Origin of the sequence: Roseivirga pacifica, assembly GCF_900111145.1 — a bacterium.
Taxonomy (GTDB): Bacteria; Bacteroidota; Bacteroidia; order Cytophagales; family Cyclobacteriaceae; genus Roseivirga; species Roseivirga pacifica.
On record NZ_FOIR01000003.1, the window covers coordinates 40,251 to 57,613 of the forward strand.

10 protein-coding genes are annotated in these 17,363 nt (G+C 42.5%); 5 read left to right on the top strand and 5 right to left on the bottom strand.

Features of this window, described 5'->3' with window-relative positions; translation table 11 throughout:
* Nucleotides 1–18: 18 nt before the first annotated feature.
* Nucleotides 19–1,254, bottom strand: coding sequence for an ABC transporter permease (locus tag BMW98_RS15305; protein ID WP_090259514.1), 1,236 nt, complete (start codon nucleotides 1,252–1,254; stop codon nucleotides 19–21).
* Nucleotides 1,255–1,368: 114 nt separating this feature from the next.
* On the opposite strand from BMW98_RS15305, the gene BMW98_RS15310 reads away from it, so the two are divergent.
* Nucleotides 1,369–2,634 (top strand): asparagine synthetase B, encoded by a 1,266-nt coding sequence (locus BMW98_RS15310; protein ID WP_090259515.1) that lies wholly within the window; start codon nucleotides 1,369–1,371, stop codon nucleotides 2,632–2,634.
* Here the strand turns inward: BMW98_RS15310 and BMW98_RS15315 are convergent.
* The 3 genes from BMW98_RS15315 to BMW98_RS15325 all read right to left on the bottom strand — a co-directional run bounded on the left by BMW98_RS15315 (nucleotide 2,631) and on the right by BMW98_RS15325 (nucleotide 11,918).
* Complete coding sequence (locus tag BMW98_RS15315; protein ID WP_090259516.1) at nucleotides 2,631–5,468, bottom strand: PD-(D/E)XK nuclease family protein; 2,838 nt, start codon at nucleotides 5,466–5,468, stop codon at nucleotides 2,631–2,633. The genes BMW98_RS15310 and BMW98_RS15315 overlap by 4 nt on opposite strands.
* Complete coding sequence (locus BMW98_RS15320) at nucleotides 5,465–8,578, bottom strand: UvrD-helicase domain-containing protein (RefSeq protein ID WP_090259517.1); 3,114 nt, start codon at nucleotides 8,576–8,578, stop codon at nucleotides 5,465–5,467. The genes BMW98_RS15315 and BMW98_RS15320 overlap by 4 nt, the downstream gene beginning before the upstream one ends.
* A 91-nt stretch (nucleotides 8,579–8,669) precedes the next feature.
* Nucleotides 8,670–11,918: a T9SS type B sorting domain-containing protein gene (locus BMW98_RS15325; RefSeq protein WP_090259518.1), complete on the bottom strand. Its 3,249-nt coding sequence runs from the start codon at nucleotides 11,916–11,918 to the stop codon at nucleotides 8,670–8,672.
* A 190-nt stretch (nucleotides 11,919–12,108) separates the two neighbouring features.
* Here BMW98_RS15325 and BMW98_RS15330 point away from each other — a divergent pair, with 190 nt between their 5' ends.
* The 3 genes from BMW98_RS15330 (at nucleotide 12,109) to BMW98_RS15340 (ending at nucleotide 14,620) form a co-directional block, all read left to right on the top strand.
* The gene (locus tag BMW98_RS15330) at nucleotides 12,109–12,492 is read left to right on the top strand and encodes a DUF3127 domain-containing protein (protein ID WP_090259519.1); all 384 of its coding nucleotides are present in this window, start codon (nucleotides 12,109–12,111) and stop codon (nucleotides 12,490–12,492) included.
* 3 nt (nucleotides 12,493–12,495) lie between these two features.
* A complete protein-coding gene (lhgO, locus tag BMW98_RS15335) occupies nucleotides 12,496–13,692 on the top strand; it encodes an L-2-hydroxyglutarate oxidase (protein ID WP_090259520.1) in 1,197 nt (398 codons plus the stop codon).
* Between the two features lie 70 nt (nucleotides 13,693–13,762).
* Nucleotides 13,763–14,620 carry an endonuclease/exonuclease/phosphatase family protein gene (locus tag BMW98_RS15340; RefSeq protein ID WP_090259521.1) on the top strand — a complete coding sequence of 286 codons (858 nt, stop codon included), beginning with the start codon at nucleotides 13,763–13,765 and terminating at the stop codon, nucleotides 14,618–14,620.
* A 67-nt stretch (nucleotides 14,621–14,687) separates the two neighbouring features.
* Here the strand turns inward: BMW98_RS15340 and BMW98_RS15345 are convergent, their stop codons facing one another.
* Complete coding sequence (locus BMW98_RS15345; protein WP_090259522.1) at nucleotides 14,688–15,605, bottom strand: helix-turn-helix transcriptional regulator; 918 nt, start codon at nucleotides 15,603–15,605, stop codon at nucleotides 14,688–14,690.
* A gap of 224 nt (nucleotides 15,606–15,829) precedes the next feature.
* Here BMW98_RS15345 and BMW98_RS15350 point away from each other — a divergent pair, with 224 nt between their 5' ends.
* A complete protein-coding gene (locus BMW98_RS15350) occupies nucleotides 15,830–17,353 on the top strand; it encodes an aldehyde dehydrogenase family protein (RefSeq protein ID WP_090259523.1) in 1,524 nt (507 codons plus the stop codon).
* Nucleotides 17,354–17,363: the final 10 nt, after the last annotated feature.

A 17,363-nucleotide genomic window follows, 5' to 3' on the forward strand; every position in this document is an offset into this window, starting at 1 on the left:
GTCAGCACTATGTGCCGCTTATTCAAATCTTAAGGATTCAATCGGATCCATTTTTGATGCTTTACTAGCCGGAATATAGCCCGAAATTAGCCCAACAATTACGCATATCACCAAACCAACAGTAATCCAAACCCAAGGAATTACAAAAGTACCCCCAAGTATATTACCGAGTATGTTGCCTATGCCAATACCCAATAAAGCTCCGGCAATTCCGCCCATTTGGCAAATCACAATGGCCTCAATCAAAAACTGTTGCTTTATACGCTGTGGTGTTGCTCCCAACGCTTTTCTAATACCAATCTCCCTTGTCCTTTCGGTAACACTTACCATCATAATATTCATCAGACCAATGGCAGCACCAAGCAAGGTTACAGCACCTATACCAAAGCCTCCAAAGCGAAGCCCGCTAGTCATGCTATCTAAAGCCTCTGTTACAGAATCACTTCTTTCAACCTCAAAAGAGTCTTCGGCACCTATCCTATCACCACGGATTTGGCGCATTGTTCCTGTAGCCTCTCCCATGGCATAGTCAATATTTTCTGCGTTCTCTATCATGGTGGTTACATAATAGCGCTGCGAACCTCTTCTATCTAATCTTTTAGCATTAATCAATGGAACAATAATATTTCTGTCTTCTTCAGTATCTCCACCAAATCCACCTTTTTCTTCCAGTACACCAATCACTCTATAGTTGTTACCATAGAATTTAACCTTTTTATTAATTGGGTCTTCGTTCTCTTCAAAAAGAGCCTTTACCACTTCTGTACCTAGAATACATACGTAGTTTCCATATTGAATCTCAAGTGAAGAAAATGATCTACCACTTTCAATATTCACCCCTTTTATGGCAAAGTAGTTTTCGTCTCCCCCAGTAATGGTAATATTAGGGTTGGTGGTTTTACTTTCATATTTGATTTCGGCCGCACCAGACACATATGTGAAAATAGTGGTGGTTGATGGGTAATCGTATTGATCTTTGAATCGTTGTGCCTCATTGAAGCTAATTGGTTCGTAGGATTTTTCTCTTACCCCTCCCTGATTTCTTCTACCCGAACGTTTTGAGTTCACGTTAAAACTATTCGCTCCAAGATTCGAAAGGCTCGAATCAATTTCACTTCTAATTCCATCTACAGCCGTAAGCATACCTACCAACGATGCAATACCAATGGCAATGATAAGCCCAGTAAGCACCGTTCTTAGCATATTGGATCTAACGGATTTGATTCCCTCGCTAATATTTTCTCGTAAATTCATTGATCAATGTGAAATTAGACACGTTATAAAAGTAATCGACCTTCTGTCAAAGTTTGTCAACTTATCCGTAAATTAAACGATTCCACACTTAAACGGTTCATATTACAGTTCGTTATGAGGAAGCACCTAATTACAGCCTTTTTAACCCTTTTTGCGCTTCAGGCATTTGCCACCAAAATACTCGTTCCGATGGACGAAACCCAAACAAACCATATGAAAGCATATGGCATTGCCTACTGGGTTTTAGCTAAAGACGAACCAATTCAATGGATGTTAAATTATAAAGGTGGAAGTTTTTTACTGCCTGGCCGCACGGGAGTAGAAAACGAACTAATTATTCGTGGGGTTTCATACCAAGTAATATCCGATGCGCAAGCTGCCGAACTGGAAAACCAGCTAGCCTCGCCAAGTACCAACCAAGATGTAATGCGCTTGGAAAAGGCACCAAAGATTGCCGTGTATTCACCTAAGAGTAAAATGCCTTGGGACGATGCCGTAACACTTGCCCTTACCTATGCCGAAATACCATATGATGTGGTGTATGATGATGAATTAATGGCCGATGAATTGCCAACTTACGATTGGCTCCATTTGCATCACGAAGATTTTACTGGGCAGTACGGAAAATTCTACCAGAGCTTTAAAAACTACCCATGGTACGCACAGCAACAAAAAGATTATGAAGAATCGGCAAGAAAGCATGGCTTCGCGAAGGTTTCTGAGTTGAAGCTAGCGATAGCACACAAAATCAGAGATTTTGTAGCTGGTGGCGGCTTTCTATTCGCCATGTGCTCAGCTACCGACACTTACGACATTGCGCTTGCAGCCGATGGTGTAGACTTTATTGAAGCCATGTACGATGGTGACCCTGCCGACCCATCGGCCGAGTCACAATTCGATTTCGCCAAAACCTTTGCCTTCGAAAACTTTAAGTTGAAAAAGGATCCAATGGAATATGAATTCTCTGATATAGACAATACCGATGCCCGTAGATCGCGATCGCTCAATGAAGGCAACGACTTCTTTAAACTGTTTCAATTCTCGGCCAAGTGGGACCCCGTGCCTACAATGCTTACTCAGAACCACACCAACTTGATCAAAGGCTTTTATGGGCAAACAACTGCTTTTAAAGCAAGGGTAGTAAAGCCCGATGTGGTAGTAATGGGTGAAACCACCGCAGCCAATGAGGCGAAATACATCCATGGTGTTTTTGGCAAAGGCTTTTGGACCTTTTATGGCGGCCACGATCCAGAAGATTACCAACACCGCGTGGGCGAAGAGCCAACTGACTTGAACCTATACCCTAATTCCCCGGGCTATAGGCTCATTCTGAACAACATTCTATTCCCAGCCGCTAAAAAGAAAAAGCGCAAGACCTAATTCACCCTTTTGCAAATCTTGGCAAACTCACAGTATCCACACCTTTCAATATCTTCCGTTTGCTTGAATGGAACAGCAGGATTGTAGATTTCCTTAACCAATTCTGTAAGTCGCACATCAAAAGCCTCTATTTCCTGGTCAGCCAAAGGCTGCCCCCCTTTTAGCCATTGCGTGCCTTCCGAAAGCTTGCGCATGCTGGTAATACCTACCTTAATAGGGGCTGTAAAATGGGGTTTGGCTAGAACAGCATACAAGTAACCTTGAAAACCAGACTTGTATTTTGGGTCGACAAAGTGCTCTTCAAGCATTTCTTCATCGCTTTTGGCTGGTCTACCACGCGTTACAAATTCAACCTTACCGGTTTTATAATCCGTTATGCGCAGCTGCTCATCCTTCATGTCCATTCTATCGATGGTACCGCTAATTCTTACTGCACCAAAGCCGGCTACTTCCACTACTTTCTCGTAGTTTTCAGCCTCTAGCCCAACTACTTCAAAAGGAGCATCTTTCATATCTAGCCCCAGCACTTTATGGATCATTTGCTCCATCACCTGCTTGGTAACCAAATCGCGACCTGAAAGCTGTTGCATGTCTTGAACGATCTTATTTCGTTTAAGCGACTCAATCAGCTCCTTTTCTACCAATGGCTTGAGCAGCTTTATTTGTTCAGCAGTAACCTGTTTTCCTACGAACGGCTTATACAGAAACTCTAAAACTTCATGCACCACAATACCTAAGTTTCTCGCGTCAATATCTTCTTCAACATCGTCTTGCTCTCTAAAACTCGCCACGTTTTTCAGGTAGAATTTTAGCGGACAAGTGATATAATTTGTTAACGAAGTTGGTGAAAGGAACTTCTCACCTTCCGCCCCAACAGTAAAGCGACTGAGCAAGTTTTTCACGGCATCGCCCTTCTCTACTTCAATCGCTTCTTCTGTAGACAAATTGGGAAATTTGCCCTCATAGCTATGGCGCTCTACTTTAATGTTTGGCAGGTCATTGTAAAGCCTCAACTGTTGTAGAATGAAACGACTCTTTTCTCCTGTAGAATCGCCCTTTGTGGTGTTATCATATATAAAATGAATGTCTTCGGCCTGTTGAAGTAGGCGCTTAAAGTGGTAAGCATAAATCGCCTCTTGTTCTTCGAAAGTTGGCAAACCTTGCAGCCTTCTCAAACTGTATGGAATGTAAGAATTAAGGTTTCGCGGGGTAGGCAGTTTACCATCATTGGCCGAAACCACAATGAGGTGCTTAAAGTCCAAAGTTCTGGTTTCCAAAAAGCCCATGATCTGCAAACCTTGAACAGGTTCGCCCTCAAAAGGTACCTTTGCAGCCTTAAAATGCTCCTGAACTATTTTCTTAATAAGGCGAAGCGAAAACTCCTGCTTACCTTCTAAATAGTCGTTCAGTTGGTTTAAAGATTTAAGGAAAAAGTAAATAAACTCCCTGTCCGTTTGCCCTGCATCTTGTTCCTTAAACTGATAGAAAACCGTTGTAAGGTATTGTTTCAAAGCGGCAGAAATCGATGGCCAGTCTAGCTTACTTGCTAGCAACTGATAAAGCGCATTCGAATTGATTAATTCTTTCAACTCTGAAAGACTAACTTTAGTACGCTTTTCCCTGACAAACCAATCGTTCAGTTCTTTGTACACCTCCTCTTGGAAAACCGCAGCATAAGCATTCGAAATAAATGGCCTCAAATCATATACATGAAATACGAGATCACTGCCATTTGCCTTTGCCTTACGCATAAGCTCTAAGTAGGACAGCACAAAATCGAAAACTACTGTGGATCGCATGGGATACCCCATGGTTACATTCACCGTTTGGTCTTGTAACGGTAGCGCATAGAGCAAAGGAACCAGCAACTTCTCATCGGCCAGAACAACGGCAGTTTCTTCTGCCTTAGCACCATTTTCAATCAGCTCTTGCGCTTTTTGAGCGGCCAAATGCGCTTGCGCCATGTTTTGTGGAACAGCATGTAAACTTACCGTTTTCGGTCGTTTCAGCGAGTCGGCATTAAACCAAGTTGAGTTAGGCCATTTCACTTGATATTCGCGCATAAAGTCTCCGGCTTCTTCCCGCTTATTGTCCACATAGTATTGGTCAACATCCCAATACAATTGTGCTTTTTGCGCCTTTACCAAAGCATCAAAAATAAGCTCTTCAGCCTTGGATAGGGCATTAAACCCACAGAAGTGATAAAACTTAAAAGGATGCTCAAAATGATCCTGCTCCAGAATGGTAGCCAAATTACGATAGAGCATTCCGCCATAGGCCTTTTCCTCCCTTAACAGGGCATCGTGATAATGTTTATAGACCTCTCCTACCTCATTCCATATTTTCAGAAACTCAGTAAGCAATTTGGTCTTCTCTTGGCGCTCTGTTAGCGTTCTAAAACGCTCAATAATGGCACGAAATTCATCATTATAGCCAAAGACATTATCTATTTCCTTTATGTTTTGCAGGGTAGAATAGATCTGACCTGCATCGGCCATATAGCGATCTATTTCATCGTAATCTTTCAGAATAATTTTACCCCAAGCATAGAAATCATCGAACTCAAGCTCGTTGTTCGTTTGTCTATAAATAGTGTACAGATGAAAGAGCAAGGTAAGTTCATCAGTAATGGTCATGCCCGTCATCCGTTGCACAAACTCCTCAATACTAAGGATTGACGGCAGCATAAAGTCCTTATCACCATACTTGGCCAAAAGTGCCCTTTTAAAGAAAACGCCACCACGTTTGGTCGGAAACACAAAGCATTCGTCTTTTAGTCGGTCTAAGCTTTCCCCATCAATTTGCGATACAATATTTTCGTGAAAACCTATCATCTTACCTCCCTCACAACTACTGGTTCAACATATATTAAAAAGCCCGAAATTTTATCGTAGCCAAGTGCCAGCATTGCTGTCATGTATCGTTTTACTTGTGTATGATGAGCATCGCTCTCCTTTTCTTTTTTGTAGTCGATGATGATCGCCTCCTTACCCTTTGTGAGCAACCTATCGGGCTTATGCACTTTACCCTCAAACCATAATTCTCGCTCATTATAAACCTCATAGTCATCGGAAAACCACGAAGCTATCTGCTGGTCTTCAAACAGTTTTTCTATTCGCTCCTTTACCAAAGCAGCCGTTTTCGCCCTTAATTCTCCGGCTTGCTGCATCTGCCTTAGCACCAAATCCAAATCTTCCTTTACCCGAATAGCAGAGAGCACCTCATGCACTTGATTCCCCAACGTAATATTCTGCGCTTCTTCCGTATCCTGAAGCATAAAGAAACGGTCAGAATCATTCCGGATTTTTAATTTCTTTAGGTATGAATTCTCTGGATATACAGTCAAGGTTTCGCTATCCTTTGTCTCCTCAGATTTACCAATTTTGTGCTCGTCTTGTCCGAAGGCAAAAACCGTTTGCTCATCCATTTCCTCCACATCAAAACCGATTTCGGGCAAAATACCAAGCAGTAACTCGTTGATTCGGCTAGCACTTGGTCGTTTGGGCAAAGGCGCAGATAGGTAGAGTTTTTCGCGCGGACGTGTAAACGCTACGTAGGTCTTGTTGAGAATATCCAAGGCACTTTCCTCAGCCTCTTTGTAATAAGCCTCACTAAAGTGAGATTCCAACAGCGTGTTCTTACTAAAATCAAGCGGAATGTACTTTAATGCCGCATATTTTTCTGGCAATTCACTGGTCCAGAATTGATGTAGTGTAGCGTTGGGCAGTATATTCCAATGGGCAAAAGGAATAAAAACTATAGGCGACTCAAGCCCCTTAGACTTGTGAATAGACAGAATTCGAACCGCATTGGTGTGCTCACTTGTGGCCACAGTTTGGTTGTCACCCTCTTTGGCCCACCACTCCAAAAATGCACTAATGGAGTGCACACCACGCTGCGACTGCTCCAATACCACATCAAGCAATTGCTGCAAGTAAATATCGGCTTGGGCTTTCCATTCAAACATGAGCAAAAGCTCACTTACCAGATCAAATAGCGGCAATTGTTTGAGTTCATGCTGGCGCGAAATAAATGCTTCTGGAAACCCTGCTTCCTGCAAAGTCATTCGCTGCCCCTTACCATAAAGCATGGCCGTTGTTTGAGGTTTATTGTTCAATCGAAAAAACAAGGTCAGCAAATTAAGCTGTAGCACCTCGTCTTTATCCGACTGCAAATAATGAAGCAATTCGAGTAGAAAAACCACCGCATCGCTTTGCTGCAACTTAAGCGACTCGCCATTGATGAAAGGGACTCCTTCCGCTAACATGGCATTGGCTATACCTGAAATCTCGCTATTTCTGTTCACCAAAATCAGCATATCACTTAAACTGAATCCCTTGTCTCGATTACTCTTAATATTAGCAATCAGTGCTTCTATAGCCTGTTCTTGCCAATCTTCTTTGTAAAAAGTGGCTTTCACCAAACCGCCAGCTTCCCGCTTTGGATTTTGCTCATGCTTAAGAAAAGCCTGCTGAAACAAGGCCGTATCGCGCAGCGCATCGTTGCCTCCAAGAGCTTCAGGCAATTGTGCAAACAGCGCATTGTTAAAATCTACTATTCCCTTTAAGCTGCGGTAGTTATCGCCCAAGTTTTGGTCAGCTTCTTTAGGATAAAATAGCCCGAGTTCTTCTTTAATTTGAGAGAGCAACAGTCGCATATTTCCACCTCTAAATCGGTAAATCGACTGTTTTACATCACCCACAATCAGCACTTCATGTCCTTCGGAGAGGGCATTTATGATCAACGGCTTTAGGTTGACCCACTGGAAATTGGAGGTATCCTGAAACTCATCGATCATGATGTGTTTGTAGAAACTGCCCAGTTTTTCGAACATAAAGGGCGCATCAGCCTCTTGCAGAATATCTCTAAGGATAATATTAGTATCGGAAATAAGCATTACGTTGTGCTCATCACGGTAATCCTTCAGCTTACGATATAGTGCTTCGAGTAAGCCATAGGCATAAATGTTTTTCAGAATGGCCCTTGCCGTATTGTATTCCAGCGATTTGGAGGCAATGTAATCGATAACACTCTGAGACAAGCGTAACAAGCCATTGCTTAGGGCTTCATCTATTTGATCTTTTTTATCCGACTTCAGCGTGTACCAGCTTTTGTCTCCCGCTACGGTTTTTAAGAAGGTATCTGTAAGCTTAAAGTCACCTTTGGTGAGTTTAAGGAAGGTATTGGCTACACTCCTGCTCGCTCCTCCGCTAAAATCTGCCAACACCAGTTGATGTTTCGAGAGTAAATCTAGCGCTTCGTTCCCCCAGCTTTTTAATTGATTTTCATAAACTTTTACGTCCTTCTTAAGCTCATCAATCAGCTTTTTAAGGTCGGGCAATTCAATGGCCTGCTCAAGGCCGGCCTGAAAAGCCTCCTGAAAAAGGTTCTTTCCCAGCTTTTCAATTTGCTGGTCTACATTCCACGATTTATCATTTTCAATTTGCTCAGTGGTAAAGCTGATTAACCATTGGCGGATTTGCTCATTGTCATCCAAATCGCGAAAAAGCTCATCAATGGCCTCGCCCAGTGCCAAGTCCACATTCATTTCCACCTCATAACTCAGTGGTAAGTCGAGCTCTCGAGCAAAGGATTTCAACACACGGGAAAAGAAACTATCGATGGTAGAAACCTCGAACCTACCATAGTTGTGAATGATCAGTTCATAGGCTTCATTGGCACGTTGCTGAATTTCATCTGCCTCAAACTTTCCATCAAAATGATCGAGCAATAGGGGCAAGTAGCTTTCATCCGTTCCATTGGCAATAGCCTCCAGGGTCTCCAAAATCCTGGATTTCATTTCCTCAGTAGCCTTGTTGGTAAAGGTAATGGCCAACGTGTGTTTAAAGTCTTCTGGCCGTTGTATGAGCAGTTTTATGTACTCTTTAACAAGCGTAAAAGTCTTTCCAGAACCAGCTGAGGATTTGTAAACGGTAAGTGCCAATGTGCTTAATTTCTATTAAAAAATTGAAGTTAAGCGAAATTAGTCAATTGAAGAGCTTAGTGTAAAGTGGTGCTAGAAATTCAAGGAAATTTTATCTGTAAAGATTAACCGTACCCCTTATATTTTCCTCGAAAGTGACCCCATTCAAAGTGCCTGCATAAAAGATAACATAAGAATATTTGCCATTTGGCGCGTCTCCACCTTCGAAGGTGCCATCCCAACCTTGAGTAAGGTCTTCAGAGGCGAACACAACGCTTCCCCAACGATTAAAAATTTGTATAGAGTAAACCACAGCACAGTCCGCCACAGGCTTAAATTCATCGTTTACATTATCGCCATTTGGGCTAAATGCATTAGGCATATAAATACGCGGAATACGCTCTATCTTATCTATCGTCAAGCTGGTCTCGCAGCCATTGGCATCTACAATACGGACAGTGTAGGTACCGCGGTTCATACTCCTTCCCTCTTGTTCATCAATATTCGGGTCGTTATTCCAATAGAATTGGTAATCGGGGCTCCCCCCCTTTGCATCAACAAAGGCAGTCCCATCAGATGCATCAGGGCAAATGGGGTTATTAATAAGGGATTCTAAATCGGGCTCTAATAAGTCGGGCTCTGTTACCTCCAAATTTGACGAGCTCACAGTACAACCATTTGCATCGGTAACTACCACCGCATAAACCCCAGCTTTCAGATTATTTAATTCAGGTGAACTTGTGGTTACGTTCACTCCATTGCCCGTCCAGTTAAACGCATAAGGAGTTGTTCCTCCCTGTACATTCAACATAATGGCACCGTTGGCCTCCTCAAAACAACGGACATTTAGAATTATTGGGGCATCAACAATCTCTAGTTCATCGGGCTGCGTCACCGTTATTGGAACTGTGGTTATTTGGCAGCCCAAATCATCGTTAATGGTTGCCTCGTAATCGCCTGCTCGCAGACCACTTATGCTGGCACCAGTCATATTGTTATCCCATTCAACGGTATAATTGCTACCTTTTCCTTCGGTGATAGTTAAATCTATGGCTCCATTATTCTGCCCAAAACAAAGCACATGCGATACCGAAGGTACAGCGACAATTTGATCGTAAACTTTAACATTTAGTGTATCCGAGTAGCCCTCACAATCAGAAATTGACGGGTTGAATTCCCTGTACCAGATTTTTCCTTCTCCTGCATTGCCCCAATCCACAAAAACTTCATTGCTATTATTGGCTCCCGCAGGAACAAAATCGCCTCCTTCTATAAACCACTCGTATTCAGAACCATTTGTGGGTGTTGTATAAAAGCGTGTATTCATTCTTTCAGTAAAACACACCTCCGCCAACATGCTATTTGCTTCCACATAGCTATCAGTTTTAGGTGGAAGTGGCTCCAAACGTTTGTTAATTCTTACATCATAGGTAATGGTATCTCCCGGGCATCCCAATTCATTAAAAGGCACAAGCTTTAAGTAGGCATTGTCATTTGCTGCCCCCCAGTCTACCGTAATCTGTTTGGTATTATCAGCTGAAGTAATCTGCCCCGAAAACGGAGCTATAAGCCACTGGTAGGTATAGTCATCAGGGCCATCTACAGCGTATTCAATACCGGTAACATCGGGGCAAACGGATGCTGGACCAATCACCTCGCCAACATCAATATCGTTGATGGTAACAGAACCAAATATCACTTCAGAATCACCTCCGCAACTCGTATTACCGTCTGAAGCAATAAGCGTTACGTCATACACTCCTTCGGCATCATAGGTATGCGTTACGGTTTCACCAGTCGCAGTGGTACCGTCACCAAAGTGCCAATCGAATGTATTATACCTAGGTTGCTCGCCAGGTTTTACCTCAAACTCTGCGGTAAAGGTTAATTCGGAATTAATACAAGCTTCTTGCGAAATGACATTTTCCATTAAATAAGGATCGGCAGCATTAATCTGCACGTTCAAATTTTCCAATGAAGCGCCCGCTACGTAACCGAACGATTCGATGCCTCCATATGCATATACATAAGCAATAAAACCATCTTCGCTTTCCAAGGTATAATCTTCACCTCCGCTCAAATTAAGCGAAGCGTAAGCCAAGTCGGTACCATTTATATTTCTAAAACGGAAGGTGGGCACAGCAGCATCATTCAGCATTACATTGCCTGTGGCGGTTCTATCCACAATTATTGTAAGAAAATAGTTTGTGATATTAGAGGCTCGTAATGCATTAAATGTTATGGCCTCCAAACGCTGCTGAATTGGGCTTAGCACAATCATAAAAGGGTCACCATCTCCGCTAGCACTGTTATTATCACAGCTTACAGATGTGCTATACTGCACCACCGAAATGGGTTTATCGGCACTTAAATACGTTACACCCGTTTCTACAAAATCCTCATACTCACCCGCACCTAAAACCAAAGTAGAATTCCCATCAATACTTATGGTGGTATTAGCCTCGGCAGCGATTATTCTGTACACATAGTTATTTCTAAGCTCAATTGGGGTAACCACAAAATCCTGCCCCCACGAGCTCAGTGGATACATTTGTTCAAAAAGGTGATCGCCTGCGTAACCGCCTGCCCAGTTGGTTTGATTGGGTGCTTGGCCAGTTACCACTCCGCTGCAATCTTGGCCTCCCGTTACGCGTGTCCATTTGTTTCCTCCAAATACTGCAAAAGTTTTACACTCAGAACTACCATCATCAACTGTTCTCAAAAAAGTTCCTGTCAAATCATCAAACGACTGCAACTGGTACACATCCCCTTCGTTCATGGTAATTTGGTAAGTCGTACCTGCAGAAACACCTCCTACCACATCTACCGAAGGCGTAATTTCTATAGTTGTACCATCTTGTGGAGAGACAAGTAATATTTCAGAAGGACTATTGGCAACTCCCACCTGATCGTTGAAAGGCGGGTCTTCATAATATGCTACTGCGTAATACTCATTCCCGAGAGAATTCTTAGGCAACACAACCGTGGCATCAGCACTATTAATTCTGTTGTTGAAAGCAAAAACACTTATTTTACGATCAGCCGTTATGCGAATCGCTTTGTTTTCAATATTACCGGAAAGAGATGCCGCAAAACTATTACTTGGTTCAACACTTATAACTTCGCTGTGTGTATTGCCTGGCTGTACTGTAAAATTCTTGGTAGTACCGTTTGTAAATATCTCAAGCTTTACGTTGGCTTCACTTTTAGCCGTTATAAAAACCTCTAGCACCGAGGGGCTCTGACCATCATTATTCTCCATAAAGCCCAACCAAAACTCGGTACCCTCAGTGGTTACCTGAGCCTTAGCGCTAAAAAGCCCTATTGCCACAAACAGTATCGTAAGCAGTCCTTTCCTCACATTAAGATTTAATCGAGCCTTTAAATATGGCTAATTATTTAACACCTAAGCAGTAGTTAAGCCCTAATGTTTAACAAGTGTTGTGAGTAAGACAAGCAAATTTTGAAAAAGTAAAAAGTGCACCAGCAAAATTGTCAACTATTTGCTTCTTCTTTAATTATTCAATTGCTTTGCCATCAAATTATTTACAATGGAGATTAAAGCTACAATAGAGAAGATTTTCTCTACTCAAAATATCACTCAATCATTCAAAAAACGTGAATTCGTTGTTGAATTTGCCGATAACCCACAGTACCCTGAATACATTAAATTTGAGGTTATTCAAGACAAGTGCGATTTACTTGATCAGTTTACAGAAGGCCAAACCATTAATATTAGCTTTAACCTAAAAGGTAGAAAATGGACTGATCCGCAAGGCCAAGTTAAATACTTTAACACACTACAAGCTTGGAGACTCACTCCAGAAACAGCATCGGCTCCGGCAGCAGGTAACGGTAGCACACCTCCTCCACCAGCAGCCAACGATGAGCCAGACTGGTTAAGTAGTGACGATTCGGACGACCTACCATTCTAAGGAATGAAATACGACATTGTAGTAATTGGCGGTGGTATTGTAGGCCTTGCAACGGCTTATCAAACACTCAAAAAAAAGCCCAGCTTAAAGCTTGCCTTGGTGGAGAAAGAGACAGAACTCTGTAAACATCAAACAGGCAATAATAGCGGGGTAATTCACTCTGGCCTTTACTACAAACCTGGTAGCCTCAAAGCCAGAAACTGCATTGGCGGCTACCAGATGTTGCTAGATTTTTGCAGCGAAAATGAAATTCCCTACGAACTGTGTGGCAAAGTAGTAGTAGCCACAGATGAATTTCAAAAACCACTTTTAGAAAACCTATATAACCGCGGGCTAGAAAACGGCTTAGACAAAATATCTAAGCTCAGCATGGAAGCCCTTAAGGAAATTGAGCCCCACGTAAACGGTATTGCAGCACTTAATGTACCCTATACTGGTATAATAGACTATGTAGCCGTAGCCCATAAATATGCTGAATTAATTCAGGCCTTTGGTGGCGATATCTTTTTGGGTGAAAAAGTAACAGGCATTAAACAAAGTACTGGATTGGCTACCGTAATCACCGAAAAGCAATCGTTTGAAACCAGTTTGGTAATTAACTGTGGTGGGCTTTATTCTGATAAATTAGCGCGCCAAACCAGTGAAGAGGTCGATCTCAAAATCATTCCTTTCCGTGGTGAATACTTTAAGCTTAAACCGGAAAAAGAGTATCTGGTAAAGCACCTAATTTACCCAGTACCAGACCCCAACTTTCCATTTTTGGGTGTACACTTTACCCGCATGATCAATGGAGGTATTGAAGCTGGACCAAATGCCGTTTTGGCATTTAGACGCGAAGGCTATAAAAAGTCCCAAATTCATTTGGGCGAATTGGCCGAGTCGCTGATGTGGCCGGGCTTTCAAAAAGTAGCCATGAAATACTGGAAAACTGGCTTTGGCGAAATGTACCGTTCTTTCTCAAAAGCAGCCTTTACCAAGGCTTTGCAAAAGCTAATTCCTGAAATTGAAGAAAACGACCTAGTGGATGGCGGTGCCGGTGTGCGCGCCCAAGCTTGCGATAGAACCGGTGGTTTGCTAGACGATTTTGCAATTATTGAAGCGAATAAGGCCATTAATGTGTGTAATGCACCAAGTCCAGCGGCAACTTCGTCCCTTTCAATTGGCAATACAGTCAGCAGTTTAGCAATTGAAAGATTCTAAATAGAAAGTTTCTCTTAAGCTTAATCGTTTGGTGTAAGACTTATTTAGCCAAACCGTATATTTTAGCGGTATGAAATTTACCTATACCCTACTTTTAAGCATACTCACACTACTCCCTATTCAAAGCATAGCACAGACTAATGTGGAAGAATTCACTTTTCTTTCTTACAACATTCGTTTTAACAACCCACACGACAATGAGAATTGGTGGGGGCACAGAAAGGAAGCTGTGGTTGACTTGATCACCAATGAATTTCCAATTGCCTTTGGGGTACAGGAGGCCGTTTTGGACCAAATGACCTATATAGATAATAACACGCCAGGCTACAGCTACATTGGTGTGGGGAGAGACGATGGCAAGACTAAGGGAGAATTTAGTGCTATCTTCTACAATACTAATAAACTCAACGTGTTGAAAAGCGGTACTTTCTGGCTTTCGGAAACTCCGAATGAAGTTAGCAAGGGTTGGGATGCAGCCTTACCAAGGGTATGTACTTATGCCCAATTTGAGCACAAAGACTCTGGCATAGTATTCTGGTTGTTCAATACGCACTTTGACCACGTAGGCAATAAAGCAAGGGTTGAATCGGCTAAGCTAATTGCCACTAAAATTGATGAATTTACAGAAGAAGACACTCCAGTAATTCTTACGGGCGACTTTAACCTTACTCCTGATACTGAAGCCATGACTAAGCTGCGCGACTATTTGCAAGATGGCGCATTGGCCAAATCTACAGACCTTCAAGGCCCAGTTGGTACATTCAGTGGTTTTAAGCTAGACGCACCACTGGATAGAAGAATCGACTATATCTATTCGAAAAATGTAACGGTAAACGCTTACAAACACTTGGACACAAAACGTCCCAACGGACTGTGGGTTTCGGATCACTTACCAGTGGTTTCGAAAGTGTCAATGAAGAAGCCATAACCAAACACGGAGTTATTAAGATTACAAGGCCGGAAACTCAGTTTTCGGCCTTTATTTTATCCATTGCCTAGTCTACCAAGTTTCTAGTAGCCTTAATCTGATATTCTTTAGGGGAAAGCGCATTCGTGCGTTTGAACAATCGATTGAAGTAGGAAAGACTATTAAATCCGCACTCCATATAAACCTCTTTAATTCTACGGTTAGGATCTTTTAAAAGGCTGGCAGCTAGTTTTAGCCGTTCGTTATTAATAAAGTTCACTGGGGAAATCCCTAACTCCTGCTTAAACACGCGATGAAAGTTCGATTCGCTCATATAGGCCTTTTTGCTCAGCTCTTCTACCGTTAATGGTTGATGTAAATTCTCTCGGATATAGCGAATAATAAAAGCCAAACGATTATTGTTGCTCAGTGACTTGCTCTGGGTATTATAAATTTCCCTCGATTCAGCCTGGAGTATCCTAACAATCAACTCCTTCATAGACATTTCTACAAACAGCGACTTAGACGGGTGATTTTCGGTAAATAGAAATAGCAACTTATGAATCAGTTGATGAATAGCCATGTCGTTGGTAAAATGGAAATTGTAATCCGTAAACCTCCACTCACCACTGTCTACTTTGGGCATTGCCAAGTTCATCTGTTCAACAATTTCATCAATCTTTTCATGGTTAAAAGCCATTGCCAAGCACTTGGTAGGCCGGTTCAATTCTGCATCAGGAAAATCAATGCACATTAACTCATCAGATGGAAGAATCAGGCTCTCCCCAGGCAGAAATTCAAAAGCCTCATGATCTCGCAGGTGCATTACCTTCTTACCCACTATCATACTAGCCAATACTGGTTCGTGAAACTGCAACAATACTTGGTTAGCCTCCTGATGCGTCTCAAACACATGCATTTCTGCCTGGTCCATTGCATAGGTAGTCTGGTTTTCTACCAGCGACTCTAACCTTCTGCTATTGTAAAAGCTCTGTGATAATTCCATAGTCAAATCCTTCCGCTGTTCTCTTCAATTTATTCAACCTGAAGCGATTACTACGGTAATCTAGCCTCAGCACATGGCATTTGCAAGTATTGTTCACCCAATTGCAAGTATAGTGGAGGCAAACGATTGCAACAGTACCTAATTTTATAAAAATCCAAATAAGCCAAACAGTATTTTGACTTAATGGACTTGAAAAGATTTATCAATTTAAAAACAAGTCAATCATGAGTAATAACGTAACAGCCGCTGCTTCTGTGGTGGAAAAACCAAGATTTAAAGATCAGTACGACAACTTTATTGGAGGCAAATGGGTAGCACCGGCCCAAGGCCAGTATTTTGAAAATGTTTCCCCGGTAGATGGCAACGCCTTTACCAAAGTTGCCCGCTCAACTGCCGAAGATGTAGAAATGGCCATTGACGCTGCATGGGAAGCCGCCCCCACCTGGAACAACAGTTCAGCAACGGAAAGAAGCAATCTGCTTTTGAAAATTGCAGATGTAATGGAGCAAAATCTAGAGGCGCTCGCCCGAGCCGAAACTTGGGACAACGGAAAAGCCATACGTGAAACGCGGGCCGCGGATTTACCATTGGCGATTGACCACTTCCGCTACTTTGCAGGTGTTATTCGTGCCGAAGAAGGTAGCATAAGTGAGTTAGACACCAACACCGTTTCGATGAACGTGCTAGAGCCACTAGGCGTGGTGGCACAGATCATTCCTTGGAATTTCCCTATTCTAATGGCTACCTGGAAAGTTGCCCCTGCCCTAGCGGCCGGAAATTGCGTGGTGCTTAAGCCGGCAGAACAAACGCCCGTAAGCATCATGATCTTAATTGAAATGATTCAAGACATTTTGCCAGCAGGTGTATTAAATGTAGTAAATGGTTTTGGTGTAGAAGCCGGAAAACCATTGGCTTCAAGCCCAAGAGTAGATAAAGTGGCATTTACGGGCGAAACCACCACAGGCCAATTAATTATGCAGTACGCTGCCAAAAACATTAAACCTGTAACGCTAGAATTGGGTGGAAAGTCACCGAACGTATTCTTTGAAAGTGTTATGGAAGCCGATGACGAGTTTTTTGATAAATGCTTGGAGGGTGCTGCCATGTTCGCCCTAAACCAAGGAGAAGTTTGTACCTGCCCATCTCGCTTGCTTGTGCAAGAAAGCATTTATGACAAGTTTATTGAACGACTGATTGCCCGTGTTGAGGCCATAAAACTCGGCCACCCAATGGATGCAAATACCATGATGGGGGCACAGGCATCTAACGATCAGTATGAGAAAATCCTCAACTACATTAACCTAGGAATTGATGAGGGTTGCGAAGTACTAACTGGTGGAAAAGCAGCTTACAACGAAGGTTTAGAAGGTGGCTATTACATTCAGCCGACACTTTTAAAAGGCAACAACAAAATGCGCGTATTCCAAGAGGAAATCTTTGGACCAGTGCTTTGTGTAACAACTTTTAAAGATGAAGCCGAAGCCTTGGAGATAGCTAACGATACGCTTTACGGGCTAGGTGCAGGTGTTTGGACCCGAGATACACATCAGGCCTATCAAATTTCTAGACAAATTAAAGCAGGTAGAGTTTGGGTAAACTGTTACCATCAGTACCCTGCTCATGCACCATTTGGTGGTTATAAAAAGTCAGGAATAGGAAGAGAAAATCATAAGATGATGCTAGATCATTATCGTCAAAACAAAAACATGTTGATTTCATACGACAAAAAAGCACTCGGATTTTTCTAATGACAGTCGC

Excerpts from the sequence above, each read along its gene's own strand:
- BMW98_RS15305 (WP_090259514.1), bottom strand. The coding sequence starts at position 1,254 with ATGAATTTACGAGAAAATATTAGCGAGGGAATCAAATCCGTTAGATCC.
- BMW98_RS15310 (WP_090259515.1), top strand. The coding sequence starts at position 1,369 with ATGAGGAAGCACCTAATTACAGCCTTTTTAACCCTTTTTGCGCTTCAG.
- BMW98_RS15315 (WP_090259516.1), bottom strand. The coding sequence starts at position 5,468 with ATGATAGGTTTTCACGAAAATATTGTATCGCAAATTGATGGGGAAAGC.
- BMW98_RS15330 (WP_090259519.1), top strand. The coding sequence starts at position 12,109 with ATGGAGATTAAAGCTACAATAGAGAAGATTTTCTCTACTCAAAATATC.
- lhgO (WP_090259520.1), top strand. The coding sequence starts at position 12,496 with ATGAAATACGACATTGTAGTAATTGGCGGTGGTATTGTAGGCCTTGCA.
- BMW98_RS15340 (WP_090259521.1), top strand. The coding sequence starts at position 13,763 with ATGAAATTTACCTATACCCTACTTTTAAGCATACTCACACTACTCCCT.
- BMW98_RS15345 (WP_090259522.1), bottom strand. The coding sequence starts at position 15,605 with ATGGAATTATCACAGAGCTTTTACAATAGCAGAAGGTTAGAGTCGCTG.
- BMW98_RS15350 (WP_090259523.1), top strand. The coding sequence starts at position 15,830 with ATGAGTAATAACGTAACAGCCGCTGCTTCTGTGGTGGAAAAACCAAGA.